The organism is Streptomyces sp. NPDC002619, from assembly GCF_042889305.1.
Taxonomy (GTDB): domain Bacteria; phylum Actinomycetota; class Actinomycetes; order Streptomycetales; family Streptomycetaceae; genus Streptomyces.
In genome coordinates this window covers 36859-53549 of sequence record NZ_JBIAQV010000020.1, presented here as the reverse complement: position 1 = coordinate 53549, position 16691 = coordinate 36859, and the positions used below count along the sequence as shown (strand labels likewise).

Sequence of the window (16691 nt, the reverse complement as noted above, 5' to 3'; positions counted from 1 at the left end):
GCCGAACGGCGGCAAGAGCCCGTGAGCCAGCGCGTCCACATGGACACCTATCCTTGGAGTCGGTCGGACAGCGCGGTCCGCTCTGTTTTCTTCCCGGATGTCCGGCCCGTATGCGGCAGCCGCCGCGCGGCCAACAACCGGGTTCCCTCCCGGACGAGCTTCAACACTGCAAGGAGCCGCACCTGTGAGCAGTGCCGACGACCTGACTACCCGGACCACGACGAACAGCAGCGAGCTGCGCGCCGACATCAGGCGACTGGGTGACCTCCTCGGCGAGACCCTCGTGAGGCAGGAGGGCCCCGAACTGCTCGAACTCGTCGAAAAGGTTCGCCGACTCACTCGCGAGGAGGGCGAAGCCGCCGCCGAGCTGCTGCGCGGCACCGAACTGGAGACCGCCGCCAAGCTGGTCCGTGCCTTCTCCACCTACTTCCACCTCGCCAACGTCACCGAACAGGTCCACCGCGGCCGCGAAGCCCGCGCCCGCCGCGCCGTCGAGGGCGGCCTCCTCGCCCGCACCGCCGACCGCCTCAAGGACGCCGACCCCGAACACCTGCGGCAGACCGTCTACCACCTCAACGTCCGCCCCGTGTTCACCGCACACCCCACCGAGGCCGCGCGCCGTTCCGTCCTCAACAAGCTCCGGCGCATCGCCGCACTCCTCGAAACCCCCGTCATCGAGGCCGACCGCCGCCGCCACGACACCCGCCTGGCCGAGAACATCGACCTCGTCTGGCAGACCGACGAACTGCGCGTCGTACGCCCCGAACCCGCCGACGAGGCCCGCAACGCCATCTACTACCTCGACGAACTCCACGCCGGCGCCGTCGGCGACGTCCTCGAGGACCTCACCGCGGAACTCGAACGCGTCGGCGTCAAGCTCCCCGACGACACCCGCCCCCTCACCTTCGGCACCTGGATCGGCGGCGACCGCGACGGCAACCCCAATGTCACCCCTGAAGTGACCTGGGACGTCCTCATCCTCCAGCACGAACACGGCATCAACGACGCGCTGGAGACCATCGACGAACTGCGCGGCTTCCTCTCCAACTCCATCCGCTACACCGGAGCCACCGAGGAACTCCTCGAATCCCTGCGCACCGACCTCGACCTCCTCCCCGAGATCAGCCCCCGCTACAAGCGCCTCAACGCCGAAGAGCCCTACCGCCTCAAGGCCACCTGCATCCGGCAGAAGCTCACCAACACCAAGCACCGCCTCGCCAAGGGCACCCCCCACGAGACCGGCCGCGACTACCTCGGCACCGCCGAACTCCTCGCCGACCTCCGGCTCCTGCAGACCTCCCTGCGCGCCCACCGCGGCGGCCTCTTCGCCGACGGCCGCCTCGGCCGCACCATCCGCACCCTCGCTGCCTTCGGCCTCCAGCTCGCCACCATGGACGTACGCGAACACGCCGACGCCCACCACCACGCCCTCGGCCAGCTCTTCGACCGCCTCGGCGAGGAATCCTGGCGCTACGCCGACATGCCCCGCGACTACCGCACCCGGCTCCTCGCCAAGGAACTCCGCTCGCGCAGGCCCCTCGCCCCCACCCCGGCACCCGTCGACGCCGCCGGCGCCAAGACCATCGGCGTCTTCCAGACCGTCAAGCAGGCCCTGGAAGTCTTCGGACCCGAGGTCATCGAGTCGTACATCATCTCCATGTGCCAGGGCGCCGACGACGTCTTCGCCGCCACCGTCCTCGCCCGCGAGGCCGGCCTCATCGACCTCCACGCCAGCTGGGCGAAGATCGGCATCGTGCCCCTCCTGGAGACCACCGACGAGCTCAAGGCCGCCGACACCATCCTCGAGAGCATGCTCGCCGACCCCTCCTACCGACGCCTCGTCGCCCTGCGCGGGGACGTCCAAGAGGTCATGCTCGGCTACTCCGACTCCTCCAAGTTCGGCGGCATCACCACCAGCCAGTGGGAGATCCACCGCGCCCAGCGCCGCCTGCGCGACGTCGCCCACCGCTACGGCGTACGCCTGCGCCTCTTCCACGGCCGCGGCGGCACCGTCGGCCGCGGCGGCGGCCCCTCCCACGACGCCATCCTCGCCCAGCCCTGGGGCACCCTCGAAGGCGAGATCAAGGTCACCGAACAGGGCGAGGTCATCTCCGACAAGTACCTCGTGCCGTCCCTGGCCCGCGAGAACCTGGAACTCACCGTCGCCGCGACGCTGCAGGCCTCCGCCCTGCACACCGCACCCCGCCAGTCCGTCGAGGCCCTCGCCCGCTGGGACGCCGCCATGGACGTCGTCTCCGACGCCGCCCACGCCTCCTACCGCAGGCTCGTCGAGGACCCCGACCTGCCCGCCTACTTCTTCGCCTCCACGCCGGTGGACCAGCTCGCCGACCTCCACCTGGGATCCAGGCCTTCGCGGCGGCCGGACTCGGGCGCGGGTCTGGACGGACTGCGGGCCATCCCCTGGGTGTTCGGCTGGACCCAGTCACGCCAGATCGTCCCCGGCTGGTACGGCGTCGGCTCCGGCCTCAAGGCCCTGCGCGAGGCCGGCCTCGACACCGTCCTCGCCGAGATGCACGAACAGTGGCACTTCTTCCGCAACTTCATCTCCAACGTCGAGATGACCCTCGCGAAGACGGACCTGCGGATCGCCCAGCACTACGTCGACACCCTCGTCCCCGACGACCTCAAGCACGTCTTCGACACCATCCGCGCCGAACACGAACTCACGGTCCGTGAAGTCCTGCGCATCACCGGTGAAGCCGAACTCCTCGACGCCCAGCCCGTCCTGAAGCAGACCTTCACCATCCGCGACGCCTACCTCGACCCCATCTCCTACCTCCAGGTCACCCTGCTCAAGCGCCAGCGCGACGAGGCCGCCACCGGCGCCGAACCCGACCCGCTGCTCTCCCGCGCCCTGCTCCTCACCGTCAACGGCGTCGCCGCCGGCCTGCGCAACACCGGCTGACCGCGTCCGCCCAGACACACCGGTGCCCCCGTGCCATGTACGAGCACGGGGGCACCGACATGTCGCTGCTCAGGCCCGGCGCCGCCGGACCACCAGATAACCGCCCGCACCCAGCAGCACCGCCGCCACGGCCGACAGCACACCCACCGGCGCGCCGTTGCCCGTCTCGGCCAGGTCGCCCGAACCGCCGCCCTGCGCCGACGGGGAGGAGGACGGGGCAGCCGAACCGCCGGCGCCGGAGGTCGGGGAAGCGGACGGAGCGGCCGACTCGCTCGCCGACGCCGACGGAGACGACGTACCGCCACCGCCCTCCGAATCCGCGGCGCAGTCCGTCCAGAACACCTTCTGCTTCGCGGCGCCCTTTTCGCCGTCGAAGTTCCAGAACAGCTTGTAGTGCCCGTCCGGCAGCGACAGATCCTCCGTACGGCCATGACCGTCGGCGTCCAGAGCGATCTTGTCCGACTTCACCGTCTCGCCCTTGACGCTCGCCGTCGGAGCCCACGCCTCGATGTGCCAGTCCACCTCCTGCCCGCCGTCGAAGCCGAAGGCGTCCAGGTAGAACGTGCACACGTGCGGCTCGTTCCGGCGCAGTTCCTCGCCGGTCGAGGCATCGTGGATCTTCACGGTGCCGTTGTCACCGGGGGCACTCGCATGGGCGGCCGGAGCGAGCAGAAACGCGGCCGAGAGCCCGGCGGTCAACACGCCGGCGCGAAAGAGGGTACGCATGAGGCAGATCCATCTTCGAGGAACGAACGAGGAAGATGTGGAGGGGGCGGCTCAGCTTCGAGCCCCCGGCGCGGCCCAGGTCAATCACGGACAGGCAACACACGGATCTTCCACAACACGCCGGCGCACACACCCGCTCAAAGCGCCAGGAACGTCACCGTCAACAAGACCGCCCCCGACCCCGCCAGCACCCACGCCACCCGCGTCAGCCGCAACCCGCCCGCCACCACGACCGAGGCCAGCAACAACGCCCCGCCCAGCGGAACCCAGGCATACAGAACACCCGCGGGACCGGACCGTACGACCTCCTCCGTACCCGGCTTCACCACCACCGAGTACGTCTGCCCCTTGCGCACCGCCACCGAGCGCGCGATCTCCACACTCGCCCGCGCCCGCGCGCCGGTCGAGACGGGGGTGAACGGCCCGGAGCACAGGTCCTGCGCACACCGCGTCACCTCGACCGTCCCGCTCTCCCGGCCCTTCGTCAGCATCACGTGCTGCGCGGTCCTCCAGGAACCCCACACCCCCGCGACCAGAATGAGCAGGGCGACCGCACCCATCGCGGCGAACCGCCCGAACCGCAGCGCGGCGACCGGGGCCTGACGGGACGAGGTGGCAGTGGCAGGCATGGCCGGGATCATTCGCCATGCCCCCACAGCCGGTCAACTCCGACCGGAACCAGCGGGCGGACAAGTCAGGAGTTGTACGAGCTTTGCGCCCGCTCCAGCCCCTCGATCACCAGACACTCCACCGCGTCCGCCGCCCGGTCCACGAAGTAGTCCAGCTCCTTGCGCTCCGCCGACGAGAAGTCCTTCAGCACGAAGTCCGCCACCTGCATACGACCCGGAGGCCGACCGATCCCGAACCGCACCCGGTGATAGTCCGCGCCCATCGCCTTCGTCATCGACTTCAGCCCGTTGTGCCCGTTGTCCCCGCCGCCCAGCTTCAGCCGCAGGGTCCCGTAGTCGATGTCCAGCTCGTCGTGCACCGCGACGATGTTCGCCACCGGCACCTTGTAGAAGTCCTTCAGCGCGTTCACCGGACCGCCGGACAGGTTCATGAACGACATCGGCTTCGCCAGGATCACCCGCCGGTTCGCCGGCCCCGGCGGACCGATCCGCCCCTCGACGACCTGAGCCTGAGCCTTACCGGCCCGCTTGAACTTCCCCCCGATCCGCCCGGCCAGCAGATCGGCCACCATGAACCCGACGTTGTGCCGGTTCATCGCGTACTCGGGCCCAGGATTACCCAGGCCTACGATCAGCCACGGGGCGTTGGCGGCGGTGGTCACGTCCATATCTCCTTATGCGGCAGCCGCCGCTCCTGAGAGGGAACGGCGGCTGACAGTCTTGCCGACTGCTGTGGGCAGTCGTTCCGCAGGGCGATGGGGGTCCCCCCGCTCGGGCGAAGCCGAGAGTGGGGGGACGGTGGGTACAGCCTGCAACTCCGGGCGCCCGGGAAACGGACGTCACGACAGCCGAGGCCGAAAGAGGATCACGCCTCGGCGACAGCCTCTTCGCCCTCCACGGCCTCACCCTCCGGCGCCTCCTCCGCCTGCGCGGCCAGCACCTGCAGGACGACCGTGTCCTCCTCGACGGCCAGCGTCGCACCGGCCGGCAGCACGATGTCCCTGGCGTGGATCGAGGCACCGGCCTCCAGACCCTCGACGGACACCGTCACGGCCTCGGGGATGTGCGTGGCCTCGGCCTCGACCGGCAGTGCGTTCAGGACGTGCTCGAGCAGGTTGCCACCCGGGGCCAGCTCGCCCTCGGTGTGCACCGGGATCTCGACCGTGACCTTCTCGCCGCGCTTGACCAGCTGCAGGTCGACGTGCTCCAGGAAGCCCTTGATCGGGTCGCGCTGCACGGACTTCGGGATCGCCAGCTCGTTGGTCTTGCCGTCGATGTCCAGGGAGATCAGGACGTTCGGCGTGCGCAGCGCCAGCAGCAGCTCGTGGCCCGGGAGGGTCAGGTGCAGCGGGTCGGAACCGTGGCCGTACAGGACACCCGGAACCTTGTTCTCACGGCGGACGCGGCGGGCGGCACCCTTGCCGAACTCGGTGCGCGTCTCGGCGGCGATCTTCACCTCGGACATGATCACTCCTCGTAGAGGTAGAAACGGACGTGGTCACCCGGCCACGAACGGCCTGCTACGAAGAGCGCGTCGATAACGGACCGCCACACCCGCGTGAAACGGGTACGGCCTCCCTCGCCGAGCAACTTCAGCAGTCTACTCGGAGGGGGAGGCCGTACCCAAAAGGATCTTCAGCGGCTACCGGCGGCGCCTGTGCAGAAACCTCTCTGCTCGAACCTCACTGCTCGTCGAACAGGCTCGTCACCGAACCGTCCTCGAACACCTCACGCACCGCACTCGCGATCATCGGCGCGATCGACAGCACCGTCAGCTTGTCCAGATCCCGGCCCAGCTCACCCGGCGTCGGCAGCGTGTTCGTGAACACGAACTCACCCACCCGCGAGTTCTTCAGCCGGTCCGCCGCCGGACCCGACAGCACACCGTGCGTCGCCGTCACGATCACGTCCTCCGCACCGTGCGCGAACAACGCGTCCGCAGCCGCACAGATCGTCCCGCCCGTGTCGATCATGTCGTCGACCAGCACACACACCCGGCCCTTGACCTGACCCACGACCTCGTGGACCGTCACCTGGTTCGCCACGTCCTTGTCACGCCGCTTGTGCACGATCGCCAGCGGCGCACCCAGCCGGTCGCACCAGCGATCCGCCACCCGCACCCGGCCGGCGTCCGGCGACACGACCGTCAGCTTGTCCCGGTCCACCTTGCTGCCCACGTAGTCCGCAAGCAGCGGCAGCGCGAACAGATGGTCCACCGGACCGTCGAAGAAGCCCTGGATCTGGTCCGTGTGCAGATCGACCGTGAGGATCCGGTCCGCACCCGCCGTCTTCATCAGATCGGCGATGAGCCGCGCCGAAATGGGTTCACGCCCGCGGTGCTTCTTGTCCTGCCGCGCGTAACCGTAGAACGGCACGATCACGGTAATCGAACGCGCCGACGCACGCTTCAGCGCGTCGATCATGATCAACTGCTCCATGATCCACTTGTTGATCGGAGCCGTGTGGCTCTGGATCAAGAAGCAGTCCGCACCACGCGCCGACTCCTGGTAGCGGACATAGATCTCGCCGTTCGCGAAGTCGAAGGCCTTCGTCGGGACAACCCCGACACCCAGCTCGTGGGCGACCTCCTCGGCAAGCTCGGGGTGGGCGCGGCCGGAGAAGAACATCATCTTCTTCTCGCCGGTCGTCTTGATCCCGGTCACAGCACTGTCTCCTCAGAGGTGTGTCTCAGCTGGGTGTCCAACAACCTCTCGACAGGCCGCGAGAAGCCGTAACAGCAGCTGGTGGGGTGCGAGTGTGCACTTATCACGGTACGCCGTGTTAGGCGCACCCGTTTCCGGTCAGCCCTCGGCCTCACCCGGCCGGGACACTGCCTCCGCCGCCTTCGCGGCCGCACTCCCCGGACGCTTACGACCCACCCAACCCTCGATATTCCGCTGCTGACCACGGGCCACGGCCAGCGAACCGGGCGGCACATCCTTCGTGATCACAGAACCCGCAGCGGTGTACGCACCATCCCCGACCGTGACAGGAGCCACAAACATGTTGTCCGCACCCGTACGACAATGCGAACCCACCGTCGTGTGGTGCTTGTCCTGCCCGTCGTAGTTCACGAACACGCTCGCCGCACCGATGTTCGTGTACTCACCGATCGACGCGTCCCCCACATACGACAGATGCGGAACCTTCGTCCCCTCACCGATCGACGCGTTCTTCGTCTCCACGTACGTACCGATCTTGGACTTGACCCCGAGACGGGTACCGGGCCGCAGATACGCATACGGCCCCACGGACGCCCGCTCACCGATCCGCGCACCGTCCGACACCGTGTTGTCCACCCGCGCCCCCGCACCCACGTGCGAGTCCGTCAGCCGGCTGTTCGGCCCGACCTCCGCACCCTCACCGACATGCGTCGAACCGCACAACTGCGTACCCGGATACACGACCGCGTCCTGCTCGAACGACACGGTCACATCGACCCACGTCGTGGCCGGATCGACGATCGTGACACCCGCCAGCATCGCCTCGGTCAGCAGCCGGTCGTTGAGAAGCCGACGCGCCTCCGCCAACTGCACACGGTTGTTGATCCCGGCGATCTCCCGATGATCACCCGCAACCGACGCCCCCACCCGATGCCCCGCCTCGCGCAGAATCCCCAGCACATCCGTGAGGTACTCCTCACCCTGACTGTTGTCCGTCCGCACCTTCCCGAGCGTGTCCGCCAACAACTGCCCGTCGAACGCGAACACCCCCGAGTTGATCTCCCGGATCGCCCGCTGCGCATCGGTCGCGTCCTTGTGCTCGACGATCGCCGTCACGGCACCGGAAGCACCGTCCCGCACGATCCGCCCATAACCGGTCGCATCCGGCACCTCGGCGGTCAACACGGTCACGGCATTGCCATCACCGTCGTGCGTCGCCGCGAGCTCCTTGAGCGTCTCACCGGTGAGCAGCGGGGTGTCCCCGCACACGACGACCACGGTCCCGTCGACGCTGCCGCCCAACTCCTCCAGAGCCATCCGTACGGCGTGCCCCGTGCCGTTCTGCTGCTCCTGCACGGCGGTCCGCACCTGCGGGTCGATCCCACCGAGGTGCGCGGTGACCGCCTCGCGGGCGTGCCCCACGACGACGACCAGGTTCTCGGGGTTCAACTCACGTGCGGCGGCGAGCACATGGCCCACCAGGGAACGACCACAGATCTCGTGCAGGACCTTCGGTGTGGCCGACTTCATACGGGTGCCCTCACCCGCTGCAAGAACGACGACGGCTGCCGGGCGAATGGCGCTCACGGGGTTGCCCTTCGGCTTTGGACGGGTGGGGGGGTGACATCCGCAGGATACCGGGGCGTTTCGTGGGGGACATGGGAGCGGGTCCTGACGGTGTTATCGCCGTTCAGGACCCGAACTGAGCATTGCTCCCGGAGAAGGACTCGAACCCTCATTCAACGGACCAAAACCGTTTGTCCTACCTTTAGACGATCCGGGATAATTTGTGCGCTATGTCCGATTTGATTGATCGGCTTCGCGTGCGGACACCACTATGCCGTACCAGGAGCCCTCGATGCGACGGTACAAGTCGGCACCCTTCAGGACTTTGATGGCCAAGCAGCCCCGATAGGAATCGCCGACGTTCTTGCGGGCGGTCTTGGGGTTGTGCTTCTTGAGGGTCGTCTTGTTGAACGCGGAGCGGTCGGCGCCGACGAGGTTGGCCCAGTACTCCTTGGCGGCTGCCACGTCTGCGTTCTCATGGATCATGAGCGTGTATCGGAGGCGGTCGCGTGCGATGCCCAGCAGGTCGAGCCAGGCGAGGAAGACCTCGATCATGCCGGGGTCGCTGTTGACGAAGACAACGTTCTCTCGACGGTCGTACGGTTTATCCTTGCCGCCCTCTGCCCAATACAGGCCGACGCCCAAGAGGAACAATTCGCGGTCGGACAGCTTGCCGACCGCTGCCGCCGCTGCTTGTTTGGTCGCTTCGCGCTCACGGTCTTGGGCGGCGCGCTTGTGTGCCAGCCCCTCGTTCATAAGGGCCCGCTGTTCTTCGGGTGTGTAGCGAGGCTCTGGCTTCGGCAGGTCCCGTACCCAGAGTGAGACCGAACTCCTGGAGCACCCCAGCTCAGCTTCAATCTGGTCGTACGTCCAACCTTGGAGTCGAAGCTCCCGTGCCTTCGCCCGCAGGTCGTCCTTTGCGTTCGGCCTCTTCGTCCACTCCGGCGGCGGCTCCCCTTTCACCAGTTGACTCAGGATGACGTTGTTGAAGATCTTCAGCTCGTCCCGGATCTGTCGAAGGCTGTAGCCCCCGCGTCGCAACGCGACCGCTCGCTTCCGCAACGTCTCGAAGTCGTCGTACTTGCCGCTCGAATGTGCCATGGGCATACCGTCTGGCCGGAATGACACGTTCCGGGGTCGAACGGGCGTGCTTCAGTAGTTCGAGGGATACCGGTGGGTTTCGCAGTTATTCGATTACGGAGTGTGGTGTGGGGCAGTAGGCGAAACTCACCGGAAAAGCGAGGCCCGGCGCCCGTAGGCTGGACGCATGACCACGACGGGGGAAGAGCACACGGCGGCCGTGACCGGGCCGTGGTGGTGGGCCAGGTGGCGTAGCGCGGTGCTCGACGGGAGTCTCGCGCTGGTGTCGGCCGTGGAGTGCGGTGCGGAGGGGATTCCGTTCGCGCGGGACGCGGGGATTCCGGTGCCCGTGGGGATCGTGTTCGGTTTGCTCGCCGGTTCGGTGCTGTTGTTGCGGCGCAAATGGCCGATTGCTGTCGTGCTGGTGGCGATCGCGATCACGCCGGCCCAGATGGGCTTCCTGATGGGCATCGTCGGCCTGTACACGCTGGCGGCGGCGGAGCTGCCGCGCCGGATCATCAGTGCGCTGGCCGGGATGTCGCTCGTCGGGACGATGATCGTGACGTTCGTGCGGGTGCGGCAGGACATGGCGCGGGGGGATCTGACGCTGGGTGACTGGTTCGTGCCGTTCGCGTCGATCACCACGTCGCTGGGTTTGACGGCTCCTCCTGTTCTTCTCGGGTTGTACGTCGGTGCGCGGCGTCGGCTGATGGAGAGCCTGCGGGAGCGGGCGGACAGTCTTGAGCGGGAGTTGCAGTTGCTGGCCGAGCGGGCTGAGGAGCGGGCGGAGTGGGCGCGTAATGAGGAGCGGCGGCGGATCGCGCGTGAGATGCATGACGTGGTGGCGCATCGGGTGAGTCTGATGGTGGTGCATGCGGCGGCGTTGCAGGCGGTGGCGCGGAAGGATCCGGAGAAGGCGGTGCGGAATGCGGTGCTGGTCGGGGACATGGGCCGGCAGGCGTTGACGGAGTTGCGGGAGATGTTGGGGGTGTTGCGGTCGGGGGAGGACGGTGTGGAGCGGGGTGTGGCGGGGGTGCCGTTGGTGGCGGTGGGGGTGGCTGCGGCGGTGGCCGCGTCGCGGGTGGCCGAGGAGGAGGGGGAGGGGCCGTGTCTGTCGGAGTTGGACGAGTTGATCGGGCAGTCGGCTGCTGCGGGGATGGTGGTGGATCTGTCGGTGGAGGGGGAGACGCGGTCGTATGCGGCGGAGATCGAGCAGACGGCGTACCGGGTGGTTCAGGAGGCGTTGACGAACGTCCACAAGCATGCGGCGGGTGCGAAGACGCACGTGCGGCTGGCGCATCGGATGTCGGAGATCGCGATGCAGGTGGAGAACGAGCCGCCGCCGGAGCCCGCGTCGGCGCGCGCCGCGCGGTTGCCGTCGGGTGGTAATGGTCTGCTGGGGATGCGGGAGCGGGTTCTGGCGCTGGGCGGTGTGTTTGTGTCGGGGCCGACGGATGCGGGGGGTTTTCGGGTGTCGGCGGTGATTCCGGCGTAGGCGCCGTGTGCGCTGCTGTGGTTCAGCCTGCTGTGAGTCGTACCGGCTCTATGCCCGCGATGAGTGCGGCGAGGGCGTGGTCGATGTCGGGGCCGAGGTACCAGTCGCCGGTGTGGTCGAGGGTGTAGACGCGGCCCTCGGTGTCGATGGCGAGGAGTGCTCGGGTGTCGGTCTCCTCGCCGAGGGGGCAGACCTCGGTGTCGAGGGCGCGGCCGAGGTCGCCGAGGGTGCGGGCGAGGTGGAGGCCGTGGAGGGGGTCGAGGTGCAGGGTGGCCGGGGCGATCTGGCGGCCGGGGCCGGTGGGGGTGATGTGGAGGCCGCCGAATTCGGCCCAGGCCTCGACGGCGGCGGGGAAGACGGCGTGCCGGTGTCCGGCGGGTGAGGTGTGTTCGCGCAGGGTGTCGGCCCAGAATTCTGCCTGTTTTATGTCCCAGCGTCCGGGTTGCCAGCCGGCGGTGCGGAGGGTGGTGTCGACGGGTGGGGGGAAGCGCATCTGGTGTGCCCCCTGCTCGGGTTGGGCCGGGGGGTTGGGGGTGGTGGTGCGGTCGGTGTGCATCTGCCCTTCGTTCGTCGAGTGCGTTGCGTACTGCGTACCGCGTGTTGTGTGGGTGTGGTGGGTCAGTCGTCGGCCGTGACCGTGGCCGGGTCGATGACGCGGACGCCGAAGTGGGCGCTGAGCGCGGCGCAGGCGCGGCAGGGTGCGGCGAAGCTGCCGTGCAGGGGGTCGCCGTCCTCGCGTATGCGGCGGGCGGTGAGCTTGGACTGCTTGAGGGTTTTGCGGGCTTCGCCGCTGGTCATGGGTTTGCGGGAGGCACGTTTGCTGCGGGTGGCGTCGGCGGCGGCGATGTGGCGGGAGATGAGGATGGTCTCGGCGCAGCGGCCGGTGAAGCGGTCGCGTTGGGCGCTGGTGAGGGTGTCGAGGAAGTCCTGTACGAGGGGGTGGAGGGAGGGGGGTTGGTCGCCGCGGGCGGCGGTGCCGGTGAGGGTGGTGCCGCGGACGGAGAGGGCGGCGGCGACGGTGGGCAGGATGCCGTCGCGGCGGTGCAGGAGGGCGGGGGCGTGGGGTGTTTCGGCGTGGCTCCAGTCGACGCGGGGGTCGCCGGGGGTGCCGCCTTGCGGGTCCGTGTGCGGTCCCGTCTGCGTCGCGTTCATGGTCATCATCCCCTCCCGGGTGTCGCCCCGAAGGACACAGAGTGCCAAATTCCGTGGCTGGTGCGGAAGCTGGGGCGGTGCGACACGCCCGGGTTTGGGCCGGCTGTCACGGTGGGGTGACGGCAGGTCACGGAAGCGGAGGCCCGGTGACCGGTGTGCGTGTACCGCATAGGCTGTCGGCACCGCGATGCGCGCGGTCAAGGCGTCGGTGACGTTGGAGAGACAGTCGGATACGGGTCGTGGTGCGCTGTTGATGGCGTGGTTTCGGCTCGTACAGAGTGCCGCAGGGGGCAACCGCCATGACGACAGGTCGGCTCGGGCTGGGGGCACCTCCCGGCCGCCAGGCCGGGGGACAGGTAGTGCCGCCGAACGCGGCCTACGCCGGGCAGGTCGTGCACTTCCCGGATCCGGTCCGGGCGGCACGTCACCCGAGAGGGGTACGTGTCGATGAGGGTGGCTATCCCGATTTCTCGCCCTACGCGCGTGCGGCGGCTCAGATCGCGGATCCGCCGGAGGGTTTCGGTGTCGATGAACTGCGGTTGACGGATTACGTGTCGGCGAACGCGGCGTTGGCGGCTACGGGGCATGAGTTGTGGGACACGGTGCCGTCGGTGGCGACGCCGCACGGCTGGGCGTGGCATCACGTGGTGGGTTCGCGGCGGTTGGAGCTGGTTCCGGTCGAGGTGAAGGCGCTGTTGCGGCATCACGGCGGGGTGGCGACGGCGTTGGTGGACCAGGGCAAGCGGGGTACGCGGCCGTTGCAGGAGACGCGTCCGGCGCACTTCGGTCTTCCGAAGTCGGGTGTGGCGGTGACGGAGCAGCAGGTGCTGGGGGTGGAGGAGGACCTGGGCTACCGGTTGCCGGGTGCGTACCGCTCCTTCCTGAAGGCGGCGGGCGGGTGCGCGCCGGTGGGTACGGCGTTGGACGCGGAGTTGGGTCTCCTCCTGGACCAGCCGTTCTTCACGGTGCGTGACGAGGCGGCGGTCAATGACCTGGTGTACGTGAACAAGTGCCTGCGTGACCATCTGACGAAGGATTACCTGGGCGTGGTTTTTGTGCAGGGTGGTCTGCTCGCGGTGAAGGTGAAGGGCGAGCGGGTGGGTTCGGTGTGGTTCTGCGCGTACGACGATGTGCGGGACGTGGATCCGTCGTGGTCGCCGGCGGAGCGGGTGGAACGGTTGTTGCTGCCGTGCGGTGAGGACTTCGACGTGTTCCTGTCGCGGCTGGCGGGCAGTCCGCCGGAGTTGGAGACGGTGGCGAACCTGATGGTGGACGGCGGTTTCGCGCATGCGGTTCCGGTGTCGTCGGCCGCGGCTGCGGGGGAGTGATTTTCGATGGTGACGTTCGCGCAGGCGCAGGAGCGCGCCGAGGAGTGGATCAACGGGGACGTTCCGGCGTATCAGCATCGCGAGGTGCGGGTGCGGGAGTTCGAGCTCGGTTTCGTGGTGTGGGGTGAGGACCGCGCGGAGGGGCCGCGGTCGGATGCGGGTGCGCAGCGGCTGGTGATCGCGCGGGACAGCGGTGAGGCGACGTTGTGGCCGGCGCTGCCGGTGGGTGAGGTGATCCGCCGGTACGAGGAGGAGTACGGCCGCGAGGATGGGTCCGCGGACGTGCCTGCGGCGCCGGCTGCTCGGGTGGACCTGAATCAGACGTCGTTCTTGTTGAGTCCGCCGGAGTGGTTGCAGGAGGCGGCGGACAAGCTGGGCATCCCGGACCGGCGTTCGCCGGGTGGCGGTGAGCTGCCTCAGACGCAGGCGGGGGTGCCGGTGCAGGGGGGTGCGGGTGTCGGCACCGGTGGGGTGGCTGCGGCTGCCGGGTCTGCTGGGGGTTCGGGTGTGCCGGGCGTGCCTGGAGGCGGTGGTGCGTCGTGGCCTCCGGCTGGGGCGAGTGGTGAGAGTAGTGCGGGTGCGGGCGCGGCGTCCGCCGGTGGGGCGCACGGTGTTGTCGGTGTGCCAGGTGGTGCGGGTGCGCCTGCCGGGGCGACGCCCTGGGCCGGGACGGACACGAACGCCGATTCCGGTGACGACCGTTCGGTGCCGTTGCCCGCGACGGTGTTCGCGCCGCCGCTGAGCGACACGGACGAACGTACGCCGCCGCCCGCCGCGCCGGACGCGAAGACGGCGCTGATGTCGGGAGGAAGCCAACTTCCGCCCACGGCGGTCTCACCGGCGCTCGACGCTTCGAACGCGTCTGGAGTGCAGGGGTTTGCGCCGGGAGCGTCGGGTGCTCCGCACGCTCCCGGTGGTGCGCCGGGGGCGCCCGGAGTCGTGGGTGTGCCCGGGGCACCTGGTGTGCCCGGGGCGCACGGCACGCCTGGTGCGCCGGGCGCCCCGCAGGGCAGCACGCCCCGGCCCGCGCCGGGTGCGCCGTCGTACGGCCATCAGCAGGGACCGGCGGTTCCTGGCACGCCCCCTCCGGGGGTCGTGCGGGGCGCGCCGCAGGGGAGCACCCCTCCGCCTCCGCCGGGTGCGCCTTCGTACGGCTACCCGCAGGGTCCCGGCGCTCCGGGTACGCCGCCTCCGGGCGTCCCGGGATACGGCTATCCGCAGGCGCCGGGCGGCGCCCCGGACGCGCCGGGACGGCCGCTCGCGCCCAACGCCGGTGACATCGCGGACGCCGCGACGAGCAAGGCGGCGCCGCCGCGCCGGGCGCGTGGGGGGACGGGTACGCCGCCTCCGCCGCCGGGTGCTCCGGGGGCGCCGGGCGCGCGTCCGGGGAGCGCGCCTCCGCCTGCCGCGCCCGGAGCGCCGGCGGGTGGTTACGTGCCGACGCAACTCGTGTCGGCGCTCGGTCCCGACGGGCCCGAGGGAGTGGGCGGTCCGGGAGCGGGTGGCGGCGCGGGTGCGCCGCAGGCGCCGGGCGCCCCCAACTCGCCCGCCGCGCCGGGTGCACCGGGCGGCACGCCGCCCGGCAATGTGCATCACGCGGCCACCGTGTTTGCCGATCCCAGTCAGTTGGGAGGGGGCGCGCCGGTGCCTCCGGGCGCCCCGGACATGCCTGGCGCGCCCGGCGCGCAGGGTCTGCCGAGCGCCCCGGGCATGCCGAATCCGCCCGGCGCTCCCGGAGTTCCGGGCGCCCCCGGCGTGCCCGCCGGGCTTGCGGCCCCTGGCGCACCCCTGCCCCCTGGCGCCCCCGGCGCACCGCAGGTCCCAGGCGCCCCGGGTGTGCCTGGCGCGCCGGGCGTGCAGGGCGCTTCAGGTGGCGCGCCCGGCGTCGTGCACCACGCGGAGACCGTGCTGGCCGCGCCCCCGGTGGGCGGCCCCGGCGCGCCCCCGCCGCCGCAAGCCCCGAGCGCACCCGGAGCGCCCGGTGCACCCGGTATGCCCCCGGGTGTGCCGCAGCCGATGCCGCCGGGTGCGATGCCGCCCCCGGGTCAGCCGCCCCTGCCCGGCCAGCCGATGCCCGGTCAGCCGCCCGCGTACGGCTACCCGCCGCAGGGTCAGCCGACCGTCGGTCCCGGGTATCAGGCGGTGCTGCGCTACCGCGCGCAGGACGGGTCCGAGCAGCAGCTGATCCGGCGTTCGGCGCCGGGTACGCCGCATCCGGAGTGGCAGATCTTCCACGAGCTGCGTGCGATGAACGTGCCGCCGGACCAGGTGCTGGAGCTGCACACGGAGCTGGAGTCGTGCGAGCTGCCCGGTGCCTACTGCGCGCGGATGATCCGGGAGCAGTGGCCGCAGGCGCGGATCACGAGCATCGCGCCGTACGGCACGGACCACGCGAGCCGGCAGCAGGGCATGCAGCAGTTGCTGGCGCACCAGGGCGAGTTGCACCAGGTGGCCGACGGTCCCGCGCGCCCCGCGCCAGTGCGTGCGCCGTTGCCGCCGGTGCAGCCTGTGCCGCCGATTCCGCCGGAGGGGATCGCGCAGGAGCTGGCGGGGGCGTTCGGGCCGGGTGTGTTCCGGTTCGAGCAGGCCGCGGTGTCGCGGCAGGGCGTGCCGCCGGTCGTGGCGCACACGCTGGTCGCGGCCGGGCTGCCGCTGGACATGGGTCCGTTCTTCTGGGCGCAGGCCCAGCCGGGCCGTCCGGTGCCGACGCTGGCGGAGCTGGCGCAGGAGCGCGGGGTGCAGCCCGCCGCGGACGCGGGCTCGTACCTCGTGATGGGCACCGACTTCGGCAAGGCGATCTGCGTGCAGTACGGCACCGCGAACATCGTCGCCGTGCCCGTGGAGGCGGGGCCGGGCGGTGCTTCGGTGCCGCCGCAGTTCGTGAACACCGGGCTGCCGGAGTTCGCGCGTTCCCTGGCGCTGCTCGGCCGTATGTGGCGGCTGCGCTTCGGCCTGAACCAGGAGCAGGCGGGCCGCTGGACCGTCGACTTCCAGGCCCAGTTGGCCTCCCTGGACCCGGCGGCGCTGGGTTCGCCGGAGAGCTGGTGGTCGGTGCTGCTGGAGCAGATGTGGGACGGGCTGCTCTAGCTCGTCTCCCGTGGGCCAGGGGGCCGGGTCCGGTCGCAC

13 protein-coding genes and 1 tRNA gene are annotated in these 16691 nt (G+C 70.0%); 4 read left to right on the top strand and 10 right to left on the bottom strand.

Annotated elements, in window-relative coordinates:
- The first annotated feature begins 184 nt into the window (after nucleotides 1-184).
- Nucleotides 185-2926, top strand: a complete 2742-nt coding sequence (gene ppc, locus ACFYXB_RS27390; RefSeq protein ID WP_389586821.1) for a phosphoenolpyruvate carboxylase — start codon at nucleotides 185-187, stop codon at nucleotides 2924-2926.
- A gap of 69 nt (nucleotides 2927-2995) precedes the next feature.
- Here ppc and ACFYXB_RS27385 read toward each other — a convergent pair whose 3' ends face one another.
- The 8 genes from ACFYXB_RS27385 to ACFYXB_RS27350 form a co-directional block, all read right to left on the bottom strand.
- A complete protein-coding gene (locus ACFYXB_RS27385; RefSeq protein ID WP_389586819.1) occupies nucleotides 2996-3652 on the bottom strand; it encodes an LPXTG cell wall anchor domain-containing protein in 657 nt (218 codons plus the stop codon).
- A gap of 137 nt (nucleotides 3653-3789) precedes the next feature.
- Nucleotides 3790-4293: a hypothetical protein gene (locus tag ACFYXB_RS27380; protein ID WP_389586943.1), complete on the bottom strand. Its 504-nt coding sequence runs from the start codon at nucleotides 4291-4293 to the stop codon at nucleotides 3790-3792.
- Nucleotides 4294-4346: 53 nt separating this feature from the next.
- On the bottom strand, nucleotides 4347-4949 hold the full coding sequence (pth, locus tag ACFYXB_RS27375) for an aminoacyl-tRNA hydrolase (RefSeq protein ID WP_389586817.1): 603 nt from the start codon (nucleotides 4947-4949) through the stop codon (nucleotides 4347-4349).
- A gap of 197 nt (nucleotides 4950-5146) precedes the next feature.
- On the bottom strand, nucleotides 5147-5746 hold the full coding sequence (locus tag ACFYXB_RS27370; RefSeq protein ID WP_389586815.1) for a 50S ribosomal protein L25/general stress protein Ctc: 600 nt from the start codon (nucleotides 5744-5746) through the stop codon (nucleotides 5147-5149).
- 217 nt (nucleotides 5747-5963) lie between these two features.
- Nucleotides 5964-6944 (bottom strand): ribose-phosphate diphosphokinase, encoded by a 981-nt coding sequence (locus ACFYXB_RS27365; protein ID WP_389586813.1) that lies wholly within the window; start codon nucleotides 6942-6944, stop codon nucleotides 5964-5966.
- Between the two features lie 138 nt (nucleotides 6945-7082).
- Entirely contained in the window at nucleotides 7083-8531 is a 1449-nt protein-coding gene (gene glmU / locus ACFYXB_RS27360) for a bifunctional UDP-N-acetylglucosamine diphosphorylase/glucosamine-1-phosphate N-acetyltransferase GlmU (protein WP_389586811.1), read from the bottom strand.
- Nucleotides 8532-8656: 125 nt separating this feature from the next.
- A tRNA-Gln gene (locus ACFYXB_RS27355) sits at nucleotides 8657-8727 on the bottom strand.
- Nucleotides 8728-8738: 11 nt separating this feature from the next.
- Entirely contained in the window at nucleotides 8739-9611 is an 873-nt protein-coding gene (locus ACFYXB_RS27350; protein ID WP_389586809.1) for a helix-turn-helix domain-containing protein, read from the bottom strand.
- Nucleotides 9612-9777: 166 nt separating this feature from the next.
- Here ACFYXB_RS27350 and ACFYXB_RS27345 point away from each other — a divergent pair, with 166 nt between their 5' ends.
- A complete protein-coding gene (locus ACFYXB_RS27345; RefSeq protein ID WP_389586807.1) occupies nucleotides 9778-11085 on the top strand; it encodes a sensor histidine kinase in 1308 nt (435 codons plus the stop codon).
- A 22-nt stretch (nucleotides 11086-11107) separates the two neighbouring features.
- Here the strand turns inward: ACFYXB_RS27345 and ACFYXB_RS27340 are convergent, their stop codons facing one another.
- The gene (locus ACFYXB_RS27340) at nucleotides 11108-11641 is read right to left on the bottom strand and encodes an SUKH-3 domain-containing protein (RefSeq protein WP_389586805.1); all 534 of its coding nucleotides are present in this window, start codon (nucleotides 11639-11641) and stop codon (nucleotides 11108-11110) included.
- 62 nt (nucleotides 11642-11703) lie between these two features.
- Nucleotides 11704-12246 (bottom strand): YwqJ-related putative deaminase, encoded by a 543-nt coding sequence (locus tag ACFYXB_RS27335; protein WP_389586803.1) that lies wholly within the window; start codon nucleotides 12244-12246, stop codon nucleotides 11704-11706.
- A 290-nt stretch (nucleotides 12247-12536) separates the two neighbouring features.
- Here ACFYXB_RS27335 and ACFYXB_RS27330 point away from each other — a divergent pair, with 290 nt between their 5' ends.
- Together ACFYXB_RS27330 and ACFYXB_RS27325 are read left to right on the top strand one after the other, a co-directional pair.
- Nucleotides 12537-13565 carry an SMI1/KNR4 family protein gene (locus ACFYXB_RS27330; protein WP_351344600.1) on the top strand — a complete coding sequence of 343 codons (1029 nt, stop codon included), beginning with the start codon at nucleotides 12537-12539 and terminating at the stop codon, nucleotides 13563-13565.
- A 6-nt stretch (nucleotides 13566-13571) separates the two neighbouring features.
- Complete coding sequence (locus ACFYXB_RS27325) at nucleotides 13572-16652, top strand: SUKH-4 family immunity protein (protein ID WP_389586801.1); 3081 nt, start codon at nucleotides 13572-13574, stop codon at nucleotides 16650-16652.
- The last annotated feature ends 39 nt before the right edge of the window (nucleotides 16653-16691 follow it).